This window comes from Streptomyces sp. 549 (assembly GCF_030124175.1).
GTDB lineage: Bacteria > Actinomycetota > Actinomycetes > Streptomycetales > Streptomycetaceae > Streptomyces.
This window is the reverse complement of the sequence record NZ_JASKMT010000012.1, coordinates 50412-72746: the sequence shown is the minus strand read 5'-3', so window position 1 is coordinate 72746 and position 22335 is coordinate 50412. Positions and strand designations below refer to the sequence as shown.

The 22335-nt window shown below is 69.0% G+C and carries 23 protein-coding genes; 8 read left to right on the top strand and 15 right to left on the bottom strand.

The window, feature by feature from the left end; all coding sequences use genetic code 11:
* The first annotated feature begins 174 nt into the window (after window positions 1–174).
* A complete protein-coding gene (locus QNO07_RS15710; protein ID WP_283992632.1) occupies window positions 175–1386 on the top strand; it encodes an AAA family ATPase in 1212 nt (403 codons plus the stop codon).
* Window positions 1383–2000, top strand: a complete 618-nt coding sequence (locus tag QNO07_RS15705) for a DUF4276 family protein (protein WP_283992631.1) — start codon at window positions 1383–1385, stop codon at window positions 1998–2000. The genes QNO07_RS15710 and QNO07_RS15705 overlap by 4 nt, the downstream gene beginning before the upstream one ends.
* A 42-nt stretch (window positions 2001–2042) precedes the next feature.
* On the opposite strand, the gene QNO07_RS15700 is transcribed toward QNO07_RS15705, so the two are convergent.
* Together QNO07_RS15700 and QNO07_RS15695 are read right to left on the bottom strand one after the other, a co-directional pair.
* Window positions 2043–2255: a DUF397 domain-containing protein gene (locus QNO07_RS15700; protein WP_283992630.1), complete on the bottom strand. Its 213-nt coding sequence runs from the start codon at window positions 2253–2255 to the stop codon at window positions 2043–2045.
* 1 nt (window position 2256) lies between these two features.
* On the bottom strand, window positions 2257–3063 hold the full coding sequence (locus QNO07_RS15695) for a helix-turn-helix domain-containing protein (protein WP_283992629.1): 807 nt from the start codon (window positions 3061–3063) through the stop codon (window positions 2257–2259).
* Between the two features lie 308 nt (window positions 3064–3371).
* Here QNO07_RS15695 and QNO07_RS15690 point away from each other — a divergent pair, with 308 nt between their 5' ends.
* On the top strand, window positions 3372–3851 hold the full coding sequence (locus tag QNO07_RS15690; protein WP_283992628.1) for an ATP-binding protein: 480 nt from the start codon (window positions 3372–3374) through the stop codon (window positions 3849–3851).
* A 323-nt stretch (window positions 3852–4174) separates the two neighbouring features.
* Here QNO07_RS15690 and QNO07_RS15685 read toward each other — a convergent pair whose 3' ends face one another.
* On the bottom strand, window positions 4175–4783 hold the full coding sequence (locus QNO07_RS15685; RefSeq protein ID WP_283992627.1) for a hypothetical protein: 609 nt from the start codon (window positions 4781–4783) through the stop codon (window positions 4175–4177).
* 161 nt (window positions 4784–4944) lie between these two features.
* On the opposite strand from QNO07_RS15685, the gene QNO07_RS15680 reads away from it, so the two are divergent.
* The 5 genes from QNO07_RS15680 (at window position 4945) to QNO07_RS15660 (ending at window position 11481) form a co-directional block, all read left to right on the top strand.
* Entirely contained in the window at window positions 4945–6147 is a 1203-nt protein-coding gene (locus QNO07_RS15680) for a sensor histidine kinase (RefSeq protein ID WP_283992626.1), read from the top strand.
* A gap of 6 nt (window positions 6148–6153) precedes the next feature.
* Window positions 6154–6816: a response regulator gene (locus tag QNO07_RS15675; RefSeq protein ID WP_283992625.1), complete on the top strand. Its 663-nt coding sequence runs from the start codon at window positions 6154–6156 to the stop codon at window positions 6814–6816.
* A 190-nt stretch (window positions 6817–7006) separates the two neighbouring features.
* Complete coding sequence (locus tag QNO07_RS15670) at window positions 7007–8608, top strand: glycosyl hydrolase family 18 protein (protein WP_283992711.1); 1602 nt, start codon at window positions 7007–7009, stop codon at window positions 8606–8608.
* Between the two features lie 328 nt (window positions 8609–8936).
* Window positions 8937–10775, top strand: a complete 1839-nt coding sequence (locus QNO07_RS15665; RefSeq protein WP_283992624.1) for a glycosyl hydrolase family 18 protein — start codon at window positions 8937–8939, stop codon at window positions 10773–10775.
* Between the two features lie 193 nt (window positions 10776–10968).
* Window positions 10969–11481: a GNAT family N-acetyltransferase gene (locus QNO07_RS15660; protein WP_283992623.1), complete on the top strand. Its 513-nt coding sequence runs from the start codon at window positions 10969–10971 to the stop codon at window positions 11479–11481.
* A gap of 28 nt (window positions 11482–11509) precedes the next feature.
* Here QNO07_RS15660 and QNO07_RS15655 read toward each other — a convergent pair whose 3' ends face one another.
* From QNO07_RS15655 to QNO07_RS15600, 12 genes are all read right to left on the bottom strand, one after another.
* Window positions 11510–11962 (bottom strand): DUF2550 domain-containing protein, encoded by a 453-nt coding sequence (locus QNO07_RS15655; RefSeq protein WP_283992622.1) that lies wholly within the window; start codon window positions 11960–11962, stop codon window positions 11510–11512.
* 136 nt (window positions 11963–12098) lie between these two features.
* Window positions 12099–12482 (bottom strand): F0F1 ATP synthase subunit epsilon, encoded by a 384-nt coding sequence (locus tag QNO07_RS15650; RefSeq protein ID WP_283992621.1) that lies wholly within the window; start codon window positions 12480–12482, stop codon window positions 12099–12101.
* Window positions 12483–12573: 91 nt separating this feature from the next.
* Window positions 12574–14028 (bottom strand): F0F1 ATP synthase subunit beta, encoded by a 1455-nt coding sequence (atpD, locus tag QNO07_RS15645; protein WP_283992620.1) that lies wholly within the window; start codon window positions 14026–14028, stop codon window positions 12574–12576.
* Between the two features lie 2 nt (window positions 14029–14030).
* Window positions 14031–14957 (bottom strand): F0F1 ATP synthase subunit gamma, encoded by a 927-nt coding sequence (locus QNO07_RS15640; protein WP_283992619.1) that lies wholly within the window; start codon window positions 14955–14957, stop codon window positions 14031–14033.
* A gap of 2 nt (window positions 14958–14959) precedes the next feature.
* Window positions 14960–16531 carry a F0F1 ATP synthase subunit alpha gene (gene atpA / locus QNO07_RS15635; protein ID WP_283992618.1) on the bottom strand — a complete coding sequence of 524 codons (1572 nt, stop codon included), beginning with the start codon at window positions 16529–16531 and terminating at the stop codon, window positions 14960–14962.
* A 94-nt stretch (window positions 16532–16625) separates the two neighbouring features.
* Window positions 16626–17450 (bottom strand): F0F1 ATP synthase subunit delta, encoded by an 825-nt coding sequence (locus QNO07_RS15630; RefSeq protein ID WP_283992617.1) that lies wholly within the window; start codon window positions 17448–17450, stop codon window positions 16626–16628.
* A complete protein-coding gene (locus QNO07_RS15625; protein ID WP_283992616.1) occupies window positions 17447–17992 on the bottom strand; it encodes a F0F1 ATP synthase subunit B in 546 nt (181 codons plus the stop codon). Before QNO07_RS15625 ends, QNO07_RS15630 begins: the two co-directional genes overlap by 4 nt.
* A gap of 37 nt (window positions 17993–18029) precedes the next feature.
* A complete protein-coding gene (atpE, locus tag QNO07_RS15620) occupies window positions 18030–18263 on the bottom strand; it encodes an ATP synthase F0 subunit C (protein ID WP_283992615.1) in 234 nt (77 codons plus the stop codon).
* A 90-nt stretch (window positions 18264–18353) separates the two neighbouring features.
* On the bottom strand, window positions 18354–19181 hold the full coding sequence (gene atpB, locus QNO07_RS15615) for a F0F1 ATP synthase subunit A (protein WP_283992710.1): 828 nt from the start codon (window positions 19179–19181) through the stop codon (window positions 18354–18356).
* A 250-nt stretch (window positions 19182–19431) separates the two neighbouring features.
* Window positions 19432–19863, bottom strand: coding sequence for a Cg1360 family ATP-synthase-associated protein (locus QNO07_RS15610; RefSeq protein WP_283992614.1), 432 nt, complete (start codon window positions 19861–19863; stop codon window positions 19432–19434).
* A gap of 498 nt (window positions 19864–20361) precedes the next feature.
* Window positions 20362–20709 carry an alpha-amylase inhibitor gene (locus QNO07_RS15605; protein ID WP_283992613.1) on the bottom strand — a complete coding sequence of 116 codons (348 nt, stop codon included), beginning with the start codon at window positions 20707–20709 and terminating at the stop codon, window positions 20362–20364.
* A gap of 328 nt (window positions 20710–21037) precedes the next feature.
* Complete coding sequence (locus QNO07_RS15600) at window positions 21038–22324, bottom strand: MraY family glycosyltransferase (RefSeq protein WP_283992612.1); 1287 nt, start codon at window positions 22322–22324, stop codon at window positions 21038–21040.
* Between the last annotated feature and the right edge of the window lie 11 nt (window positions 22325–22335).

The window sequence follows — 22335 nt, the reverse complement described above, 5'->3', positions numbered from 1 at the left end:
GGGACAGAAGGGGCCGCCCGTGTGGGAGCACAACCAGTGCGAGTCCGCCGCCAGGCGTGGGGCTCCGGCCGCCCCGCTCAGCCCAGCCACTTCCCACTTCTGGGTGTCCTCGCTCCGCCCTGATGCGCCCACCGCCTTCGACCGGGAAGGTGTCGTCTCGTGACCCCGGCTCCTGTGACCCTGACGCCGTTCCTCACCCGCGTCCGCGTGAAGAATTTCCGTTCGCTCTCCGAATGTGACGTGCGACTGGGGCCGCTGACCGTTCTCGCAGGCCCGAACGCGGCCGGCAAGTCGAACTTCATCGACGCGATCCGCTTCGTCAGGGACGCATTGCGCTCTTCACCTGGCCAGGTGCTGGAATCCCGGGGTGGACTTGCCGAGGTGCTGCACAGGTCGACAGAGGGCAGCGCACAGGCCGACAGCTTCACCATCCGTCTGGACGCGCAGGTTCCCGATCGGGTGGCGGGGACGGCGCTTCACACCTCGTATCACCTGGAGGTGGGCTTCGATCCTCGCGGCGGGGGCCTCCCCGTTCTTCGAGGTGAGGAGGTTCGCGTCTCTGGCGGATGGCGAGGAGACCAGTTCCTCCCCGCTCGGGCCGGAGAGGCAGGAGTGGCGTGGCGGGATCACATCCTCCTCCCCCGCTCCGCCCCGACCGACGCAGACGTGAATGCGCTGTACGTGCGACTGCGCGAGATGCGCTTCCACGAACTGCTCACCCCGGCGCTGCGAGTGGTCGATGACACTCCCGCGAGCAGTGCCGGAAACACCCTGGGAGAACGCGGAGAGCATCTGCCCCGTGTGCTCTCCGCGCTGGCCCGCGAGTGGCCTTGGGCGAAGGAGACCATCGACGGCTACGTCTCCACCATGGTGGACAACGCCGCCGGCCTGGACGGAGTGGAGGTCCCCGAGGGCGACCTGGCCTTCGTCGTCGGCCGCTTCGTCGGAGGAGACGGGCTCACGTCCAGAGTGGACCGCCGGTCACTCTCGGAGGGCACGCTGCGCCTGGCCGGGGTCCTTGCGGCCCTCTTTCAGCCGAAGGCGCTCACCGGCGAAATCCCGCTCGTGGCGATCGAAGAACCGGAGGTGTCCCTGCACCCGCCGATGCTCGGCGCCCTGTACGACGCCCTCCTGGCAGCCTCTCGCAATACTCAGGTGATGGTGACCACCCAGAGCGCCGACCTGCTGGACAACGCGTCCGCCGACCCGGGACACGTGGTGGTGGTGCACAACGAAGGGTCAGGCACCTCGATCGGGCCGATCGACGCAGCCGGACGGCATCTGCTTGATGAGGGCGTGCTGACTCTGCCCGAACTCCTGCGAAGTGGTGAGCTACGCCCGGCGCCGACACCCGTCACGACAGAGCAGGAGGAGGCTCCGGAGTGACCTGTGGTTACCCCGTGCTGGCGTCCATCGTCGAGGGGCACGGCGAGCAGAAGACACTGTTGGGGCTCCTGCAACGTCTTGTCCCCCACCTCGTCCCTGAGGCGTACGCGGAGATCCAGCGCCCACACCGGCTTCCCAGAGACCGCATGGTGAAGCGCGATGCGCTGGCGCAGGCCCTCACGGTGGTGATGGCGCGCACGCCTCGACCGACCGGTGTCCTCGTACTCCTGGACGCCGACGACGACTGCGCCGTTGACCTGGCCGCGCGAGTGCGCGAGCACGCACACGCCACCCACCCCCACGTACCGATCATGGTGGTCGCGGCGGTCTGCGAGTTCGAAGCCTGGTTCCTGGCCGGTGCTGCGGGCCTCGCCGGGCGGGCAGGCCTACCCCAGGATCTATCCGCTCCACCCGACGCCGAGGCAATCCGCGGCGCGAAGGAATGGCTGTCGCGCCGGATGCCTCGCGGAGCGACCTACCAGGAAACCGCGCACCAACCGTCCTTCGCCCAGTCCTTCGACCTGGCAGCGGCCCGCCAAGGGGCGCCCTCCTTCGACAAGTTCTGCCGCGACGTCACCTTCCTGCTCACCGGGAAGAGGGAAGCCCAGCGTTGAGCGGTCGCCCTGGACTGGCGGACAGGGCAGCCCCTACACAGGTCAAGAACCGACGCCGTCGCAGTCCCCACGTTTGACCGCGACCAGCAGCTTCCCCAACCGGTCGCGGGACGCGCGCAGTATTACGTCCGGTGACTCGCTTTCGCGCACCCATATGTGGCCGGGCACTGCGGCGACTTCCACACACTCAGGCCCCTGGTTACCGGAGAACGAAGACTTCTGCCATACCACTTCGGGGCTTGCATGTTGCGTCATCTCAGATCTCCTTGAGCCGTTGGTGCACGAGTCGACGTGAGGCGTCTTCGGACAAAGATGCCGCAGAGGCATCGGCCAACACCGTGGCGAACTCGCTCAACTGCGCTTCTTCGTCTACATAGACGCCACCGAGGGGTGTGTCGATCTGCACGGTGTCCAGCTGAGGCACAACACCGCCCGCGTACAGGGTGGAGTGGGTGGCCTCGATGAAGCGCTCGTTGCTGAAGGGCAGCACTCGAAGCGCGACGCTTGGCCATGCCGATGCGTCAAGCAGGAACTCCAGCTGACGTTGCACGACGGCTCTCCCACCAAACCGCATATGTAGCGCGGCCTCATGAACCACGACGTCGAACGGAGTCGGGTTCGCCCGCTCGAAGATCTCGCGGCGCCGCACACGATGCTCGATCTTGGCCTCGACGAGCGCTTCGTCCAGGTTGGAGGCGAAGAGGGCACGGGCGTACTCGCGCGTCTGCAACAGTCCTGGCACCACAACGGTATGGGCCGACCGCAAGTAGGCGGCGTGGTACTCCAGTTCCGCCAGATCCAGGAAACGCGACGGCAACCGCCCGCGATACTCATCCCACCAGTACTGACCTCGATGCTCCCCTGCGATGCCGCACAGCGCCTCGATCAGGCGCTCGTCCTCGCAGTCGTAGAAGCCGGCCAGTCTGCGGATCCTCGACGCGCTGATGCCGATGCGACCGGACTCAATGTTGCTGATCTTTCCCTGGTCAGTACCCAGCAGTACGGCGGCCTGACGCGCCGCCATGCCAGCTCGGAGACGCATGTTGCGCAGTTCGACTCCCAAGCGAACCTGACGCTCTGTGGGATTTGCCCTTGGGGGCACGGCACCTCGCTCTCTCTGACTCTCCTATTGCCCGGCATCACCTGCGTACGTCTACCACACGCCACCCATCCTGATTGAAGTTCGGGAGTAACCTTGCCACGGCATAACCTTGCACCCTACTGTCGGTGCACGAGCCGCTACGCAGGTCGGTGAAGCCGCAGTGCAGTCGTTCTCGTGCCGGGGTGTGCCCTCATGCCCGGTGCGGTGAGCGGCCGAGCCACGGTGACGGGCGAACGGCGAACCCATCAGACGACAACGAAGGACGAACCGTGACCACGTTCTCCGCCGTACCTCCCCACCGCCCTCCGCACCGCACTCCCCCGCTCCCCCTCCGGGACCAGACGTTCCGGCTCATCGCACCCAACGTCCCCGTCGCTGCCCGTGCCGCACGCGACATGGTTGCCGCGCTGCTGCACAGCTCCGATCGCCCCGAACTGGCCGACGTGGCGCGGCTGCTGGTGTCGGAGGTGGTCACCAACGCCTACCGGCACACCATCGCTCCCCGGTTGACGCTGGACGCGACCGTCGGCACGTCGGGTCTGCTGGTCGCCGTCGCCGACGACGACCCCGGTCGGCTTCCGCTGGTCCAGTACGCCCGTCCGGACGAGGAGCGCGGGCGCGGGCTCGCCCTCGTCGACCACCTGGCCAGCGCCTGGGGCACCACCTGGCTTGGCGGGGCCTCGCGAGCCACCGGCAAGAGCGTCTGGTTCGAGCTGCGGGACAAGCCCGAGACGGACCAGGCGCTGTGATCACCTCCCTGCTCTACGGCGTTGTCGGTTTTACGGTGGGCGCCTCGATGGTGGCCATGGCCATGAGCAGCGCGCTGTCTCGGAACCCGGCCCCTCGGCCACTGGACGACCCTCAGCCGCCGGAGTAAGCAACACGCGACGGGCGGCGCGTCGAAGCCCGTAGGTTGCCCGATGCCCATGCCTGCCCTGCCGGTCGGGCAGGCATGGGCATCGGGCAGGCATGGGGTCCGGCGTGAAGGATCCCGACCCCCGTGCGGGGCCTTCACAGGGCCGACGCCCGCCGGTACCAGCGGGCAGCAGAGGTCAGCAGCGGGTAGCAGATGTCAGCGACCGAGGCGTTCGCGGTCGTTGCCCGCGACGCCTCGCGCCTCTTCCCGGCCGGGGGTGGATACGACCTCTGCCGGGGCCTGCTTGGGCCAGATCGTATAACTCGCGGCGATGATCAGGGCGATCACCACGACGAACCCCATGCGCTGTTGCCACGCCACCAGCGAAGTGGTGCTGCCGTCCGCGCCTACGTACCAGATGGCGGCTTGGAGCAGGCCGGCGGCTATCGCCGCAGCACCTATCGCGCGGGCGGACATCTTCCACTCGTGCACCGCGCGGGCCATGCCGTAGCGCGGCGGTTTCACCGGCGGCGGGCCGCCGGCGAAGCGGTGCGCGAAGTGACCGTCCGCCCAGCGGATCAGGTAGTGCCCGTAGGCGGCGGTGAAGCCTATGTAGACGGCGGCCAGGCCGTGCATCCAGTCCGGCTCGGCGCCGTTGCGCAGGTCGATCGCGGTGGCGACCAGCAGCACCACTTCGAGCAGGGGTTCGCACAGCAGCACCGCGACCCCCGCCCGGGGCATGCGCGCCAGGTAGCGCAGCGCGAGACCGCCGGCCAGGATCACCCAGAAGCCGATCTCGCAGGCGATGATCAGAGCGACGATCACGGGGACTCCTCTCCTTGTGGGCTTCAGCTTCCGTCGAGGAGGGGTCCGCGCACATCGTCGCCGGTGAGGAGCGGGCACTGCATCGTTCGATGTAGTCGGCGCGCGGTGATCTCCGCCGCGCGTCCGGAGCCGTGCCGGCCGTGGCGTGCTGAGATGGGCTCATGCCGCAGCGCCTGACCCGTCCGCACCGCGACGACCTGCTGATCGCCGCCGCCGGTCTGGTCTTCGGCCTGGCGCTGTGGAGCATGGACCTCTACACCAAGGGCCAGGGTCACGACGTCGCCGAGAGCGAGCCGCTGGTGCTGCTGGCGCTGGCCGTGATGTGCGTCGCCGTCGCGCTGCGGCGGTCGGCGAACGTCTGGGTGGTGCTGGTCGCGACGGCGGCGCTGGTGCTGGACCTGTGGGCCGGTTCGCTGCTGGCCACGCTGCTTCTGTACACCGACGTGGTCTACGCGGCGGTGCTGTACGGCAGCGTCCGCCTGTCCCGGACGGTCGTCCGGGTGAGCGTCTTCGCGACGGCCGGGGTGACGGCCCTGGCCTTCGCCCTGCTCCAGCAGCCCTCCGCCGTGCTGCTGGGAGCGGTCTTCGGGTTCCTGACGGTCGCACCGGCGACCACCGGGCTCCTCGTCCGCGGCCACCGGGACACCGCCGCCGCCGAACGGCTGAGGGCCGAGCGGACGGCGCTGCGCGCCGAGCAGACCGCGCTGCTCGCCGAGATGGACCGGGCGCAGGCCGTCACCGCGGAACGGGCGCGCATGGCACGGGAGTTGCACGACGTGGTCGCCAACCACCTGTCGGCGATCGCCCTGCACGCCACCGCGGCGCAGTCGCTGGAGGACGCCGAAGCCACCGGCCAGGCACTCGTCGTCATCCGCGAGAACAGCGTGCAGGGCCTGACGGAGATGCGCCGGCTGATCGGCATCCTGCGGGAGGCGGGCGCGGACGGCGCACCCGCGGCGGTGGCGACGCTGGACGGCTTGGCGTCACTGGTCAAGCAGGCCCGCGTCAACGGTTCGCCGGGCGGGCTGCGGTTCACGCTGGAGGACACCCACGCCGGCGGCGCCGCGCTGCCGTCGCCGGTGGATCTGGCCGCCTACCGGACGGTGCAGGAGTCGCTGACCAACGCGGTGAAGCACGCGGCGCCCGGCGAGGTCGCGGTGCGGGTCGCCCGCCAGGACGGCGTGCTGCTGGTCGAGGTGGCCAGCGCGCTGGGCGAGCGTGCGGCGCCCGGCGTGCCCGGGTCGGGCGCCGGGCTGGTCGGCATGCGCGAGCGGTTGGCGCTGCTGGGCGGCGCGTTCGAGGCGGGGCCGCAGGACGGCCGCTGGATGGTGCGGGCGGTGTTCCCGCTGGACGAGGGAGAGTGAGCGGCGGTGGCGATCCGGGTGCTGGTGGCCGAGGACCAGGCGTCGGTGCGGTCCGGGCTGGTGCTGATCCTGGGCGGTGCGCACGGAATCGACGTGGTGGGTGAGGCCGCCGACGGCGAGCAGGCAGTTCGGCTGGCACGGGAACTGCGCCCCGACCTGGTACTGATGGACGTGCAGATGCCCCGGCTCGACGGGGTGTCCGCGACCCGGCAGGTGGTGGCGGAGGGCTTGGCGGACGTTCTGGTGCTGACCACGTTCGACCTGGACGAGTACGTCTTCGGTGCGCTGCGCGCCGGGGCGGCCGGCTTCCTGTTGAAGGACACCGATGCGGCGTCCCTGGTCGAGGCGGTGCGTACGGTGGCGCGTGGCGAGGGCATGATCGCGCCCGCGGTGACCCGGCGGCTGATCGAGGAGTTCGCCGGCGGCGCCCCGCGCGCGGGCGGTGGCGGCGCGGGGCGTGCGCCGGAGCTGGCGGCGCTCACCGATCGGGAGTACGAGGTGCTGGCCTGCCTGGGCGAGGGGCTGGCCAACGCCGAGATCGCGGCGCGGTTGCGGATGGCGGAGGCGACGGTGAAGACCCACGTGAGCCGGCTCCTGGGGAAGCTCGGGCTGCGCAGCCGGACGCAGGCCGCGGTGCTCGCGAAGGAGCTGGGGGTCACCGGAACGTAACCGTCAAGTGGTCCAGACCTATTGATTATTGGTCCAGACCTCCCTACTGTCGCTTTTCAACTGCGGCGATCGTGTCATGTACAGGCGGGCACGGTCCGGGCGGCGCAGGTACCCCCCGACGGTCCGGCGGCACAGGCCGGCCACAGCTCGAGGAGCGCCCTTGAGAACGACACGCACCACCGCACTACGCATGACGCGCAAGGTCCTCGCGGCCTCTGCGGCGCTGCTGATCCCCATCGGCGGCATGGTCGCCCTCGCCTCCCCGGCCCAGGCAGCCGAGAAGGCGACGGCGACGTTCCAGAAGACGTCCGACTGGGGCAGCGGTTTCGGCGGCCAGTGGACGATCAAGAACACCGGTGACACCACGCTCACTTCGTGGAAGCTGGAGTGGGACTTCCCGTCCGGTACCGGCGTCGGTTCCCACTGGGACGCGAAGGTCACCAAGGACGGCAACAGCTACACCGCCGTCAACCTGGCCTGGAACGGGACCCTGACCCCGGGCGCCAGCGTCAGCTTCGGCTTCAACGGCACCGGTCCGGGCTCACCCAGCGGCTGCCTCATCAACGGCGCCGCCTGCGACGGCTCCGGCGGCGGCCCCGGCCCGGGACCGGACCCCGACCCGGACCCCGATCCCGATCCCGACCCGGATCCGGGGCCGAACCCCAACCCGCCCGGTGACCACATCAACCTGGGCTACTTCACCGAGTGGGGCGTCTACGGCCGCAACTTCCACGTGAAGAACCTGGTGAGCAACGGCTCCGCGGAGAAGCTGACCCACATCAACTACTCCTTCGGCAACGTCCAGAACGGCAAGTGCCTGCTGGACGACGCCTACGCCGCGACCGACAAGGCGTACTCCGCCGCGGAGAGCGTCGACGGCAAGGCCGACACCTGGGACCAGCCGCTGCGCGGCAACTTCAACCAGCTGCTGAAGCTGAAGAAGATGTACCCGCACATCAAGGTGCTGTGGTCGTTCGGCGGCTGGACGTACTCCGGCGGCTTCGGGGACGCGGTGAAGAACGCGGACGCGTTCGCCAAGTCCTGCCACGACCTGGTCAACGACCCGCGCTGGGCCGGCGTCTTCGACGGCATCGACCTGGACTGGGAGTACCCCAACGCCTGCGGCGAGACGTGCGACACCAGCGGTCCCAAGGCGTTCGAGACCATGATGCGGGCGATGCGCGCCAAGTTCGGCAACAAGCTGGTCACCGCCGCCATCACCGCTGACGGCTCGACCGGCGGCAAGATCGACGCCACCGACTACGCGGGCGCCGCCCGGTACTCGGACTGGTACAACGTGATGACGTACGACTTCTTCGGCGCCTGGGCCAAGACCGGCCCGACCGCACCGCACTCGGCGCTGCGGGGTTACGACGGCATCCCGCAGCAGGGCTTCCACTCCGACGCGGCCATCCAGAAGCTGAAGACGCAGGGCGTGCCCGCGCACAAGCTGCTGCTGGGCATCGGGTTCTACGGCCGCGGCTGGACCGGCGTCACCCAGTCAGCACCCGGCGGCACCGCAACCGGAGCCGCGCCCGGCACGTACGAGGCGGGCATCGAGGACTACAAAGTCCTCAAGGGCAAGTGCCCGGCCACCGGCACCATCGCCGGCACCGCGTACGCGCACTGCGGCAACGAGTGGTGGAGCTACGACACCCCGCAGACCATTCTCGGCAAGATGAGCTACGCCAAGCAGCAGGGCCTCGGCGGCGCCTTCTTCTGGGAGACCAGCGGGGACACGTCCAACGGCGAGCTGATCACCGCCATCCACAACGGGCTGAACGCCTCGTAGCACCCTCTCCGGAGGCATCACCTCCCCGCCCGGGGCGGTGGTGTCTCCGCCTCCGGAGGCAGCGACCGCCGGGGGGACGGCCCGCCCGCCGTCCCCCCGGCTCCGCCGTGTCCGGCACCGCCGAGCGGGAGTCGCGGCCTTCGACGCCACCGCGGCCGGTGCCGTTTCCTCTAAGAAGCGTTTTGGTCCAGACCTATTGACCGTTGGTCCAGACCACTTTACGCTCCAGCACAACTGCGGTGAGCACGTCAGGTCCATCAGGCGACGGCGCACTCATCGGGCGGCGCAGGCTCCATCGTTCCATCGGATCCCTACCGAGGAGCCATCCTTGAGCAGCAGAGGAACCATAAGACGCAGAGTGGCCGCGGTGATCACCGTGCTGCTCCTCCCCCTTGCGGGCCTGACGGTGCTGGCGGCCCCGGCGCATGCCGCGTCTGCCACCGCCACCTACACCAAGACCTCGGACTGGGGCACCGGCTTCGAGGGCAAGTGGACCATCAAGAACACCGGCACCACGGCCATCAACGGCTGGACGCTGGAGTGGAACTTCCCCTCGGGCACCACCGTCGGCTCGTTCTGGGACGCCAACATCACCGGCTCGGGCGGCCGCTGGAAGGCCACCGACCGCGGCTGGAACGGCACCCTCGCCCCCGGCGCCACCGCCAGCTTCGGCTTCAACGGCACCGGTAGCGGCGGCGGCTCGGCCACCGCCTGCACCCTCAACGGCGCCTCCTGCGACGGCGGAGGCACTCCCGGTGACAACCCGCCGTCCGCGCCCGGCACGCCCACGGCGAGCAACATCACCAACACCTCGATCACGCTCGGCTGGGCGGCGGCCACCGACGACAGGGGCATCAAGAACTACGACGTGTACCGCGGTTCCACGCGGGTCGGCACCGTCACGGGCCGCACGTACACCGACACCGGGCTCACCGCCGGCACCAGCTACACCTACACCGTTCGCGCCCGGGACACCGCCGACCAGGTCGGCCCCGCCAGTGCCCCGGTGACGGCGAGGACCACCGGAGGAGGCGGCGAGGAGCCGCCGCCCGGTGACCACATCAACCTCGGCTACTTCATCGAGTGGGGCGTCTACGGCCGCAACTACCACGTGAAGAACCTCGTCACCAGCGGCTCCGCCCAGAAGCTGACCCACATCAACTACAGCTTCGGCAACGTCCAGGGCGGCAAGTGCACGATGGGCGACGCCTACGCCGCCACCGACAAGGCGTACTCCGCCGCGGAGAGCGTCGACGGCAAGGCCGACACCTGGGACCAGCCGCTGCGCGGCAACTTCAACCAGCTGCTGAAGCTCAAGCAGCAGTACCCGCACATCAAGGTGCTGTGGTCCTTCGGCGGCTGGACCTGGTCCGGCGGCTTCGGCGACGCCATGAAGAACCCGCAGGCGTTCGCCAAGTCCTGCCACGACCTGGTCTACGACCCCCGCTGGAAGGGTGTCTTCGACGGCATCGACCTGGACTGGGAGTACCCCAACGCCTGCGGCGACAAGTGCGACACCAGCGGCCCGTCCGTGATGCGCACCATGATGCAGGCCTTCCGCCAGCAGTTCGGCAACAAGCTGGTCACCGCCGCCATCACCGCCGACGCCTCCGACGGCGGCAAGATCGACGCGGCCGACTACGGCGGCGCCGCCCAGTACACCGACTGGTACAACGTGATGACGTACGACTTCTTCGGCGCCTGGGCGCGGACCGGTCCCACCGCTCCGCACTCGCCGCTGCGGGCGTACGACGGCATCCCGCAGCAGGGCTTCAACTCCGACGCCGCCATCCAGAAGCTCAAGGCCAAGGGCATCCCGGCCAAGAAGCTGCTGCTGGGCATCGGGTTCTACGGCCGCGGCTGGACCGGCGTCACCCAGTCCGCACCCGGTGGCACCGCCACCGGAGCCGCGCCCGGCACGTACGAGGCGGGCATCGAGGACTACAAGGTCCTCAAGAACAAGTGCCCCGTCACCGGCACCATCGCCGGCACCGCCTACGCGCACTGCGGCAACGAGTGGTGGAGCTACGACACCCCCCAGACGATCGCCGGGAAGATGGCCTACGCCAAGCAGCAGGGCCTCGGCGGCGCCTTCTTCTGGGAGACCACCGGGGACACCGCCAACGGCGAGCTGATCACCGCCATCCACAACGGGCTGAGGAGCTAGCCCCCCACCCACGGGCCGTACAGCGGCCCGCACGGACGCCACCCCCCAACCGACCGGGGGACGGCCCGCCCGCCGTCCCCCGGTCCGGTCACGCCCCACCCACCCCGACCTCGGTCCGGGCGGGTGGGGCGCCTTCCGGACAGGTGTCCCAGGGCCCTTGCGGGCTCCCGGAGGACCCACCAAGATCGTCTCCATGGACCAGACCCGGTACGCCCTGCGCCCGGCCGCCCCGGAGGACGCCGGCTTCCTCACCGACATGCTCCTGGAGGCGGTGAACTGGCAGCCGGGCCGCACTCCCATGACCCGCGAGCAGGCGCTGGACGAACCACTCATCGCCCACTACATCAGCGGCTGGCCGCTCCCCGGCGACCTCGGGCTCGTCGCCGAGACGCCAGGACCCGACGGCACGCCTCGGCCCGCCGGGGCCGCCTGGATGCGGTTGTTCCCCGCGGCGGACGCGGGATACGGCTTCGTCGCCGAGGACATACCGGAACTGACACTCGCCGTCGCACCGGGGCAGCGGGGACGGGGCCTGGGCCGGGCGCTGCTGCGCGCTCTGGGCGCACAGGCCGCCGCGGCCGGGCACTCCCAGCTCTCCCTCAGCGTGGAGCGCGCCAACCGGGCCGCCAAGCTCTACGCCGCCGAGGGCTACACCACCGTGGCCTCAGGGCCGGTCTCCGACACCATGGTCAAGGATCTGGGCTGAACGCGGCGGTCCGTCCCCGGAACGGGGATCAGGCGACGTTGACCCGCTGCCCGGGCGGGGCGGCCTCCAGCCAGGCGAGGAAGCCGGTCAGCGCGTCCTCGCTCATCGCCAGCTCCACCCGCACGCCCTTGTGGCGGCAGGCGAGCACCAGCGCGTCCGAGAGCAGCGCCAACTCCTCCTCGCCGTGCGGCGTGCGCCGCTGGAGGACCTCGATGGCGTCGCGTTGCAGGGAGCGCCGCGGGCGCGGCGCGTAGGAGAAGACCCGGAACCACTCGATGCGGTCGCCGCTGTAGCGGGCCACGCCGTAGCTCCAGCCCTTGCCCTTGGGGTCGGCCGACTCGTCGTCCGCCACGTCCCAGCGCAGGCTGCAGTCGAACGTGCCGCCGGAGCGCTGGATGAGCCTCCGGCGCAGACCGAAGACAAAAAGCGCCACCAGCAGCAGCACCAGGAACAGTCCGCACAGCAGCAGAGCGAGGACCATCACTCACCGACCTCCTCGCATGACTCCTGCGTACCGCGCCCCCGGCGCGGACCGCACCAATGATGGCTTCAGCCGCGGACCGTCCGGAGCGTGTACTCCGGAGCCGTCCGCGGCTGATTCTTGTGTCCGTACGGGCTCAGCGTGCAGCCGCCACAGCCCGCAGGCGGATCTCGGCACGGCGTTCCGCCGCCGCGTCCTGGTCCGCCTTGGCCTGGTCCAGCGCCCGCTCGGCCCGCTCGACGTCGATCTCGTAGCTGAGCTCCGCGATCTCGGTCAGGAGCGAAAGCTTGTTGTCGGCGAACGAGATGAAACCGCCGTGCGCCGCGGCGATGACGGTACCGTCGCCGCTCTCCCCCGTGGTGCGGATGGTGACCGGTCCCGACTTCAGCACACCCAGCAGCGGCTGGTGGCCGGGCATGACACCGATCTCACCCGTGGAGGTGCGCGCGACGACCAGGCTGGCCTTGCCGGACCAGACCTTGCGGTCGGCGGCAACCAACTCGACGTGCAGCTCAGCCACAGTGGCTCCTTGGAACTGGGGTTGTCACAGGATAGTGGGTGCGTGGGGTGAGGGGCGGGGCAACCCGCCCCTCACCACCGAAGCGCGGGTGTCAGGAGACGCCCAGCTCCTTGGCCTTGGCCTTGAGGTCGTCCAGGCCACCGCACATGAAGAACGCCTGCTCGGGGAAGTGGTCGTAGTCGCCGTTGGCGATCGCGTTGAACGCGGCGATCGACTCGTCCAGCGGCACGTCCGATCCGTCGAGACCGGTGAACTGCTTCGCCGCGTGGGTGTTCTGCGACAGGAAGCGCTCGATGCGGCGGGCGCGGTGGACGGTGAGCTTGTCCTCCTCGCCCAGCTCGTCGATACCGAGAATGGCGATGATGTCCTGGAGGTCCTTGTACTTCTGCAGGATTCCCTTGACACGCGAGGCGCAGTCGTAGTGGTCCTGCGAGATGTAGCGCGGGTCCAGAATCCGGGACGTCGAGTCCAGCGGGTCGACCGCCGGGTAGATGCCCTTCTCGGAGATCGGACGGGACAGCACCGTGGTGGCGTCCAGGTGGGCGAAGGTGGTCGCCGGGGCCGGGTCGGTCAGGTCGTCCGCGGGGACGTAGATCGCCTGCATCGAGGTGATCGAGTGACCGCGCGTCGAGGTGATGCGCTCCTGGAGCACACCCATCTCGTCCGCCAGGTTCGGCTGGTAACCCACCGCGGAGGGCATCCGGCCGAGCAGCGTGGAGACCTCGGAGCCGGCCTGGGTGAAGCGGAAGATGTTGTCGATGAAGAACAGCACGTCCTGCTTCTGCACATCGCGGAAGTACTCCGCCATGGTCAGACCCGCCAGCGCGACCCGCAGGCGGGTGCCCGGGGGCTCGTCCATCTGGCCGAAGACGAGGGCGGTCTGCGGGAGCACGCCGGACTCGGCCATCTCCTCGATGAGGTCGTTGCCCTCACGGGTGCGCTCACCGACACCGGCGAACACGGAAACGCCCTCGTGCAGCTTCGCCACACGCATGATCATTTCCTGGATGAGCACGGTCTTGCCGACGCCCGCGCCGCCGAAGAGGCCGATCTTGCCGCCCTTGACGTACGGGGTCAGCAGGTCGACGACCTTCAGGCCGGTCTCGAACATCTCGGTCTTGGACTCGAGCTGGTCGAAGGCCGGGGCCTTGCGGTGGATCGGCCAGCGCTCGGTGACCTCGGACTCGGCCTCCGGCTCGTTCAGGATCTTGCCGAGGGTGTTGAACACCCGGCCCTTGGTGACGTCGCCGACGGGCACGGTGATGCCCTCGCCGGTGTTCGTCACCGGGGCCTGGCGGACCAGGCCGTCGGTGGGCTCCATGGAGATGGCGCGCACCACGCCTTCTCCGAGGTGCTGCGCGACCTCCATGGTCAGCGTCTTGGTGCCGCTGCCCTTGGCGAAGTCGGCGACCTCGACGGTCAGGGCGTTGTAGATCTCGGGCATCGCGTCGACGGGGAACTCCACGTCGACGACCGGGCCGATGACCCGCGCGACGCGGCCGGTTGCCGCGCCGGACGCGGGGGCCGTCTCAACAGTGGTGGTCATAGTTATCGGTCACTCCCCGCAGAGGCGTCGGCCAGCGCGCTGGCACCACCGACGATCTCGCTGATTTCCTGGGTGATGTCGGCCTGACGGGCCGCGTTGGCAAGCCGCGTGAGCGACTTGATGAGGTCCTGGGCGTTGTCGGTCGCCGACTTCATCGCACGCCGACGGGCGGCGTGCTCGGAGGCGGCGGCCTGCAGCAGCGCGTTGTACACCCGGCTCTCGACGTACCGCGGCAGCAGTGCGTCGAGCACCTCCTCGGCCGACGGCTCGAAGTCGTACAGCGGACGGATGCGGTCGCCGAGGAAGACCTTCGCCGACTCCTCCGCCGTGTGCTCGAACGTCAGCGGCAGCATCCGGCGCTCGACCGGGGTCTGCGTCATCATCGAGACGAACTCGGTGAAGACGATGTGCAGCTCGTCGACGCCGCCCTCAGCGGTGTCCCGCTGAAGGGCCTCGATGAGCGGGGCGGACACGGCCTTCGCGTCGGCGTAGGTCGGGCTGTCGGTGAACCCGGCCCACGACTCCTCGACCTTGCGCTCGCGGAAGTTGTAGTACGCCACGCCCTTGCGGCCGACGATGAACGTCGAGACGTCCTTGCGCTCGTTCCGCAGCCGCGTCGTGAGGTGCTCAGCAGCCTTGATCGCGTTGCTGGAGTAGCCGCCGGCCAGTCCGCGGTCGCTCGTGACGAGCAGGACCGCGGCCCGGATCGGCGTCTCCACCTCGGTGGTCAGCGGGTGCTTGACGTCCGCCCCGTAGGCCACCGCGGTGACCGCGGCGGTGAGCTCCTCGGCGTACGGGCTGGAGGCCGCCACCTTGCGCTGCGCCTTGATGATGCGCGAGGCGGCGATCATCTCCATCGCCTTGGTGATCTTCTTGGTCGCAGTGACGGACTTGATCCGCCGCTTGTAGACCCGGAGCTGGGCACCCATGCTCAGCCCTCGCCCAGGAGCTTGCCGTCCGCGGTCTCGAACTGCTGCTTGAAGCTGTTGACCAGACCGCCCAGCTTCTGCAGCGTGTCGTCGGACAGCTTGCCGCCGTCGCGGATCGAGGTCATCAGGTCCTTGTGCTCGCGGTGCAGGAAGTCCAGCAGCTCGCGCTCGAACCGGCGGATGTCCGCCACCGGCACGTCGTCCATGAGGCCGGTGCTGCCGGTCCAGATGGAGACGACCTGGTCCTCGGTGGAGTACGGCGCGTACTGATCCTGCTTGAGCAGCTCGACCATGCGCTGGCCGCGCTCCAGCGACGCCTTCGACGCGGCGTCCAGGTCGGAACCGAAGGCGGCGAACGCCTCCAGCTCACGGAACTGGGCCAGGTCGACGCGCAGCCGGCCGGAGACCTGCTTCATCGCCTTGTGCTGGGCGGAGCCGCCGACGCGGGAGACCGAGATACCGACGTTCAGCGCCGGGCGCTGGCCCGCGTTGAACAGGTCGGACTCCAGGAAGCACTGGCCGTCGGTGATGGAGATGACGTTGGTCGGGATGAACGCCGAGACGTCATTGGCCTTGGTCTCGACGATCGGCAGACCGGTCATCGAGCCGGAACCCAGGTCGTCGGAGAGCTTCGCGCAGCGCTCCAGCAGCCGGGAGTGCAGGTAGAAGACGTCGCCGGGGTAGGCCTCGCGGCCCGGCGGGCGGCGCAGCAGCAGCGAGACGGCGCGGTAGGCGTCGGCCTGCTTCGACAGGTCGTCGAAGATGATCAGGACGTGCTTGCCCTGGTGCATCCAGTGCTGGCCGATGGCCGAGCCGGTGTAGGGCGCCAGGTACTTGAAGCCCGCCGGGTCGGACGCCGGGGCGGCGACGATGGTGGTGTACTCCAGCGCGCCGGCCTCCTCCAGCGCACCGCGTACGGACGCGATGGTGGAGCCCTTCTGGCCGATGGCGACGTAGATGCAGCGGACCTGCTTGTTCACGTCGCCCGAGCGCCAGTTGTCGCGCTGGTTGATGATGGTGTCGACCGCCAGGGCGGTCTTGCCGGTCTGCCGGTCGCCGATGATCAGCTGGCGCTGACCGCGGCCGACCGGGGTCATGGCGTCGACGGCCTTGTAGCCGGTCTCCATCGGCTCGTGAACCGACTTGCGGTCCATGACCGTGGGGGCCTGCAGTTCGAGGGCACGGCGACCCTCGGTGCTGATCTCGCCGAGGCCGTCGACCGGGTTTCCCAGCGGGTCGACGACACGGCCGAGGTAGCCCTCGCCGACCGCGACGGACAGGACCTCACCGGTGCGCTGCACCGGCTGGCCCTCCTCGATGCCGCTGAACTCGCCGAGAACGACCGCGCCGATCTCCCGCTCCTCGAGGTTGAGGGCGAGACCGAGGCTTCCGTCCTCGAACTTCAGCAGTTCGTTGGCCATGACCGAGGGAAGGCCCTCGATCTTGGCGATGCCGTCGCCGGCAGCGCTGACCGTCCCGACCTCGTCGCGCGAGGCCGCGTCCGGCGTGTACGACTGGACAAAGTTCTCCAGCGCGTCCCGGATCTCATCCGGCCGGATCGTGAGCTCCGCCATCTGGGTTCCCTGCTCTCCTTGTTGGGCCCGTAAGTGTCTGCTACGGCCCAACTCGGGCCGCTATGTACTGCTTGTTGAGTTGGTGGGGCCGGCGTCAGCCGGCCATCCGCCGCTCGACCTCTTCGAGACGGTCGCCGACGGTGCCGTTGATGACCTCGTCACCGATCCGCACCATGATCCCGCCGAGGACCGAGGGGTCCACGTCCAGGTTCAGGTGCACCTGCCGGCCGTACAGCCGGGTCAGAGCGGCGCCGAGGCGCTCCCGCTGACCGTCGCTGAGCGGCACCGCGGAGGTGACCACGGCCACCGAGCGGTTGCGCCGGTCGGCCGCGAGCCTGCTGAGGGCTTCGAGCCCACTCTCCAGGCTACGTCCTCGCGGCTGGGCGACCAGGCGGGCGACCAGACGCTCGGTGACGGGGCGGGCCCGCCCGCCGAGCAGCCGGGCGAGCAGCTCGCGCTGCGCGTTCCGGTGCGCGGGGGTGCCGATCTTGGCGCTCAGCGCGGCCCGCAGCTCCGTCGAGGAGGCGACGATCCGGCTGAACCGGAAGATCTCGTCCTCGGCGTCGTCCAGGGTGCCGTCGCGCTCGGCCGCGATGAGGTCGGCGATGTCGGCCAGCTGCTCGATCGCGTCGACCAGGTCGCGCGAACGGGACCAACGGGCGCGGGCCATTCCGGTCACCAGGTCGACGGTCTCGCCGCCGACCTGGCCGCCGAACACCTGGCCCACCAGCGCGGCCTTGGCGTCGCCGGACTGCGCCGGGTCGGTCAGGACCCGACGCAGCGACACCTCACGGTCGAGCAGAGCGGTGACGGCGGCCAGCTCGTCGGCGAGCTTCGCCGCGTCCACGGACGTGTTGTCCGTGAGCGCGTCGAGTCGCTCCCGAGCGGCAGCCAGTGCGTCGCGGCTCGCTCCGTTCATCGGGCGGCCTCGGCGTTCGTCGTGGAACCCTCGAGCTCGTCGAGGAACCGGTCGATGACGCGGCTCTGCCGGGCGTGGTCCTCAAGGGACTCCCCGACGAGCCGGCCCGCCAGGTCGGTGGCCAGCTTGCCGACGTCCTGGCGAAGAGCCAGCGACGCCTGCTTGCGGTCGGCCTCGATCTGGGTGTGACCGGCGGCGACGATCTCCTCGCGCTGCCGCTGGCCTTCCGCACGCATCTCGGCGATGAGCGCGGCGCCCTGCTCCTGCGCCTCCTGGCGCAGGCGCGCGGCCTCGTGGCGGGCGTCCTTCAGCTGCTCGCGGTACTCCTCGAGCGTCTGCTGGGCCTCGGCCTGCAGCGCCTCGGCGTTCTCGATGCCGCCCTCGATCTTCGCGTGACGCTCTTCCAGTGCCTTGTTGATGGCGGGGAGGAGCTTCTTGGCGAAGACGAAGAAGATGATGCCGAAGCAGAGCAGACCGATGACGATCTCGGGCCAGACCGGGAACAGAGGACTCTGTGCTTCCTCGGCTGCCTGGTACATCATGGTGGACCTTTCGTCGAATCCGGCTGCGATCGGACCGTTACTTGACGATGAACGGGACGACGAAGCCGATCAGGGCCAGGGCCTCGACGACTGCGAAACCGAGCAGCATGTTCTGACGGATGAGGCCGGCGGCCTCGGGCTGGCGGGCGATGGCCTGCACACCGTTACCGAAGATGATGCCGATGCCGATGCCGGGGCCGATCGCGGCCAGGCCGTAGCCGATGGTGCCGACGTTGCCGGTGACGGCCGCGAGCGTCTCGAGAGCAGACATTCCGTGGTTCCTTCTCTTGGTGGGCCGGTGGGTGGTTGGTCCACCGGACGTCTGAGGGGGTTGGTGGCTGGCGGCGGCGGGCGCCGGGGCTCAGTGAGCCTCTTCCAGCGCCTGGGAGAGGTAGGTGGCGGTCAGCACGGTGAACACGTACGCCTGCAGCGCCTGGATGAACATCTCGAAGACCGTGATGACCAGCGTCAGGGCGAACGAGGCGGTGGCGTACACGGTGCCGAGCAGCGTGCCGAGCATGTACCAGGTCGCGATCGTGAAGATCAGGATCAGGATGTGACCGGCGAACATGTTGGCGAAGAGTCGCACGGCCAGCGTGAACGGCCGGACGAAGACGTTGGAGACGAACTCCAGCGGCGTCAGCAGTACGTAGATCGGCTTGGGCAGGCCACCGGGCACACACAGGTTGCGCATGCCGCCGACGAAGCCGTTGCTGCGGAAGGTCACGGTCATATAGGTGACCCAGACGACCAGCGCAAGACCGATCGGGTAGGCGATCACCGAGCTGACCGGGAACTGCGCAAGCGGGATCAGCGCCCAGAGGTTCAGCATCCAGACGAAGAAGAACAGCGACACCAGCAGAGGTACGAACGGCTCGCCCTTCTTGCCGATCACCTCGCGGGCGATGCCCTTGCGCACGAAGTCGTAGAGGACCTCGGCGACCATCTGCAGCTTGCCCGGCACGACCTTCGGCTTGGAGAAGGCAACCCAGAAGAAGCTCATGATCAGGACGGTGCCGAGGATCGCCAGCAGCATCGGCTTGTTGAACTCGACGGGGCCGATGGTGAAGATCGGGTCGAAGATGAACGACCACACGCTCGGTGCCTCGAAGCCACATCCCTTGAACAGGTGGCAGTCGACCTCGAAGGCGAGCAACTGGTCACTACTCACCGCGAGCTCCTTCGGTATGACGCATAGGTACGGCTACCTCGATGTGTCGGCGTGGCACACGGCCACGGAGCGGCACTGGACTGGGTATCGCGGGAGATAAGGACGGCCGGCGCGGCGGCAGGACGACCCTCACAAAGGCGGATAGGACGCGTCGCTGTCCCGCACAGCGCACGCTCCGTTGCTCGCCACACTCTCGGCGTCGGACGATAGCAGTCCAACGGGGGAGCTTTTATGTCGCCCCTACTGTCGGCACAGGCGTGCGGGGCACTCATGGGCGAGGCTCCGTACCGGTGTCCGCCTGGCTGCTCTCGGGCTCGACGTAGAGGGTCTTCACCCGCGTGTGCGACCACGCCTGAGCGGCGAGCCAGACGAGGATGCAGGCGAGCATGACGAAGCCGAACACCCGCCCGTCCATGAAGGTGGCGTCGCGGAAGATCCGCAGCAGGATGAGCATGATCAGGACCTGCGTCGTGTAGACGAGGACGGCGGCGCCCATGAACATGGCGGGCCAGCGCTCACCGATCACGCTCAGCAGATACAGACCGACACAGAAGAAGGCGAGGACCAGCACTGTGCCGAGCGCGGCACCGATCGCACCCTCGCCGCCGGCCACGAAGGCGCCCACAACCGTGCCGATGAGGCCGGCGCACGCCGTGGGGATCGCGGCGCCGCGGAGGATCCGGGCGTCGTTCGACTGCATGAATGCTGCTCCAGCACAGGGGGACAGAAGGTCGGAAAGAACTCGTGGCGAGCCTAATCCCCGGCCGCGTGACCACGCTGGGCGGGGACCGTCGCACTCCGGTCCCCCGACTCCCTCGCCGGTTCTCGTGAACGGTATCACAAACTATTTGATGAGGTCTTTACCTACATCGTGTGCGTGAGATCACACGTTCGGGCTAGCGCCTGTGCATCATTTGGCCTATTCGGCACGATTTCGGGCAGACGTGCAGTCGCCTGCTACCCGAGTGCGCCTCGGTATGCCCCACCAAAGCCAGCCCAGACACCCGACCCTCTTGCGCGCTGCCGCAACGGCCGAGAACAAGAAGGCGGCGCTCGCGCACAACGGGATGTGAACCCGTGATGTACACAAGCGCCGCTTGATGGAATCAGGTGTTCCGCACCGACGTGGCCGCTCGCCTCGTCAACCGGAGGGGCGTGCCGCAAGAGCGTGCCGTCGCGAAAGGAACGGCCTAAGGGGTCAGCACGCCTTGTTCTTGATTCCGGAACCCTTAACTCCGAGAGTTCCTCCGTACCGGAAGCTCGCGGTCTTGTTCGCACCGATGCTGAAGCTCGGGTCCTTGCGGAGAGCCATCGTGACGCTGAAGCAGGCGGTGCGCGCACAGGAGTTCTTGACCTTGACATACCTGCCGGACTTCTCGCTGTACCAGTCGACCACGGTGACGCAGGCAGCCGCCTGAGGAGCCACCTCCGCGACAGGTGCGGTCGAACCCAGGGCCGGGGAGGCCGCAGCGGCAGGGCCGGCGGTCAGGCCGAGCGAGCCACCGAGCAGTACTGCGGTCGCCGCTCCAGCTGCCAACTTGCGCATGTGAACCTCCGTGTGTCCGTGAATCCACAGGCGCCGAAGAACACGGCACCTGGACCGATCGAACGATTTCTATCAACGCCTGATCGTCAAGTACAAGGAGATTCGTGTTGTCGGGCCGCGGGCCCACCCATCCGTGTCCGGAACTTTTCCCCTCACTTACGCGGGAGCCTGGGAGGAAAATCACCGCAATGCATGTCACCGGGGACTTGCAGAACGTCTTCGATGGAGACGGGCGAGCAGTAGCGCTTTCAAGCCAAATACGAATCGCTGTCCGGAACAGGGAATTCGGAATTTGACGTTCAGCTTCCAGGGAGTGTGCAAGCACGCCTCACGACCGGCTGTCGATCTTCTTCCGGTCGTCGAGGCTGGGGCGGTCGCCCACTGCCGTGGAGCCGTTGAGGCCTGCGCGGCGGGCTTCCTCGGCGAGGTCCGGGGAGGGCTCGGGCGGGCGGCGGCGGTAGCGGGGCGGGACGACGCGCTGGGCCCAGACGGGGGCCCGCGGGGTGAAGCGCGGTAGCAGCAGGACGACCAGGCCGACGGCGCTGAGCAGCACGACGGAGAGCACGATGACCTGGCTGGCGGCCCGTACCGAGAAGGCGACCGTGCCGAAGGCGATCAGGGCCGACCAGAAGTACATGATGAGCACGGCCCGGCTGTGCGAGTGGCCGATCTCCAGCAGCCGGTGGTGCAGGTGGCCGCGGTCGGCGGCGAACGGGGACTGGCCGTTCCAGGTGCGGCGCACGATGGCGAGGACCAGGTCGGCGAGCGGGACTGCGAGGATCGTCAGCGGCAGCAGCAGCGGCATGTAGACCGGGACCATGGCCTGCACGCCGACCCGTACGGAACCCTCGGCCTCGGTGATGCGGTCGGGGTCGACCTGGCCGGTGATGGAGACCGCGCCCGCGGCGAGCACCAGGCCGATGAGCATCGAACCGGAGTCGCCCATGAAGATCCGCGCCGGGTGCATGTTGTGCGGGAGGAATCCCAGGCACATGCCGATCAGGATGGCGGCGAACAACGTGGCGGGGGCGGCGGCCTCGACGCCGTGACCGAACCACATGCGGTAGGCGTACATGAAGAACGCGATGGCCGACAGGCAGACCATGCCCGCGGCGAGGCCGTCGAGGCCGTCGACGAAGTTCACCGCGTTGATGGTGATCACGACGAGGGCCACGGTGAGCAGCGTGCCGTGGGTGGGTGTCACCGCGGCGACGCCGGAGCCGGGGATGGGCAGCCACAGGATGGTGAGCCCCTGCCAGACCATCACGCCGGCGGCGATCATCTGCCCGCCCAGCTTGACCAGGGCGTCCACGCCCCACTTGTCGTCCAGCACGCCCAGCAGCCAGATGATGCCGGCGCCCGCCAGCAGGGCGCGGGGTTCATCGGAAAGCGTGAACACCTCGCCGATGTTGTCGAGTTGTGAGGCGACCAGCAGCCCCGCGCACAGTCCGCCGAACATCGCGATGCCGCCGAGCCGCGGCGTCGGCTCCCGGTGCACGTCACGGGCCCTGACTGCGGGCATGGCGCCCGCGGCGATGGCGAACTTCCGTACCGGCCCGGTCAGCAGGTAGGTGACCGCGGCCGTGACGCACAACGTCAGGAGATACTCACGCACGGGCTCCCCAG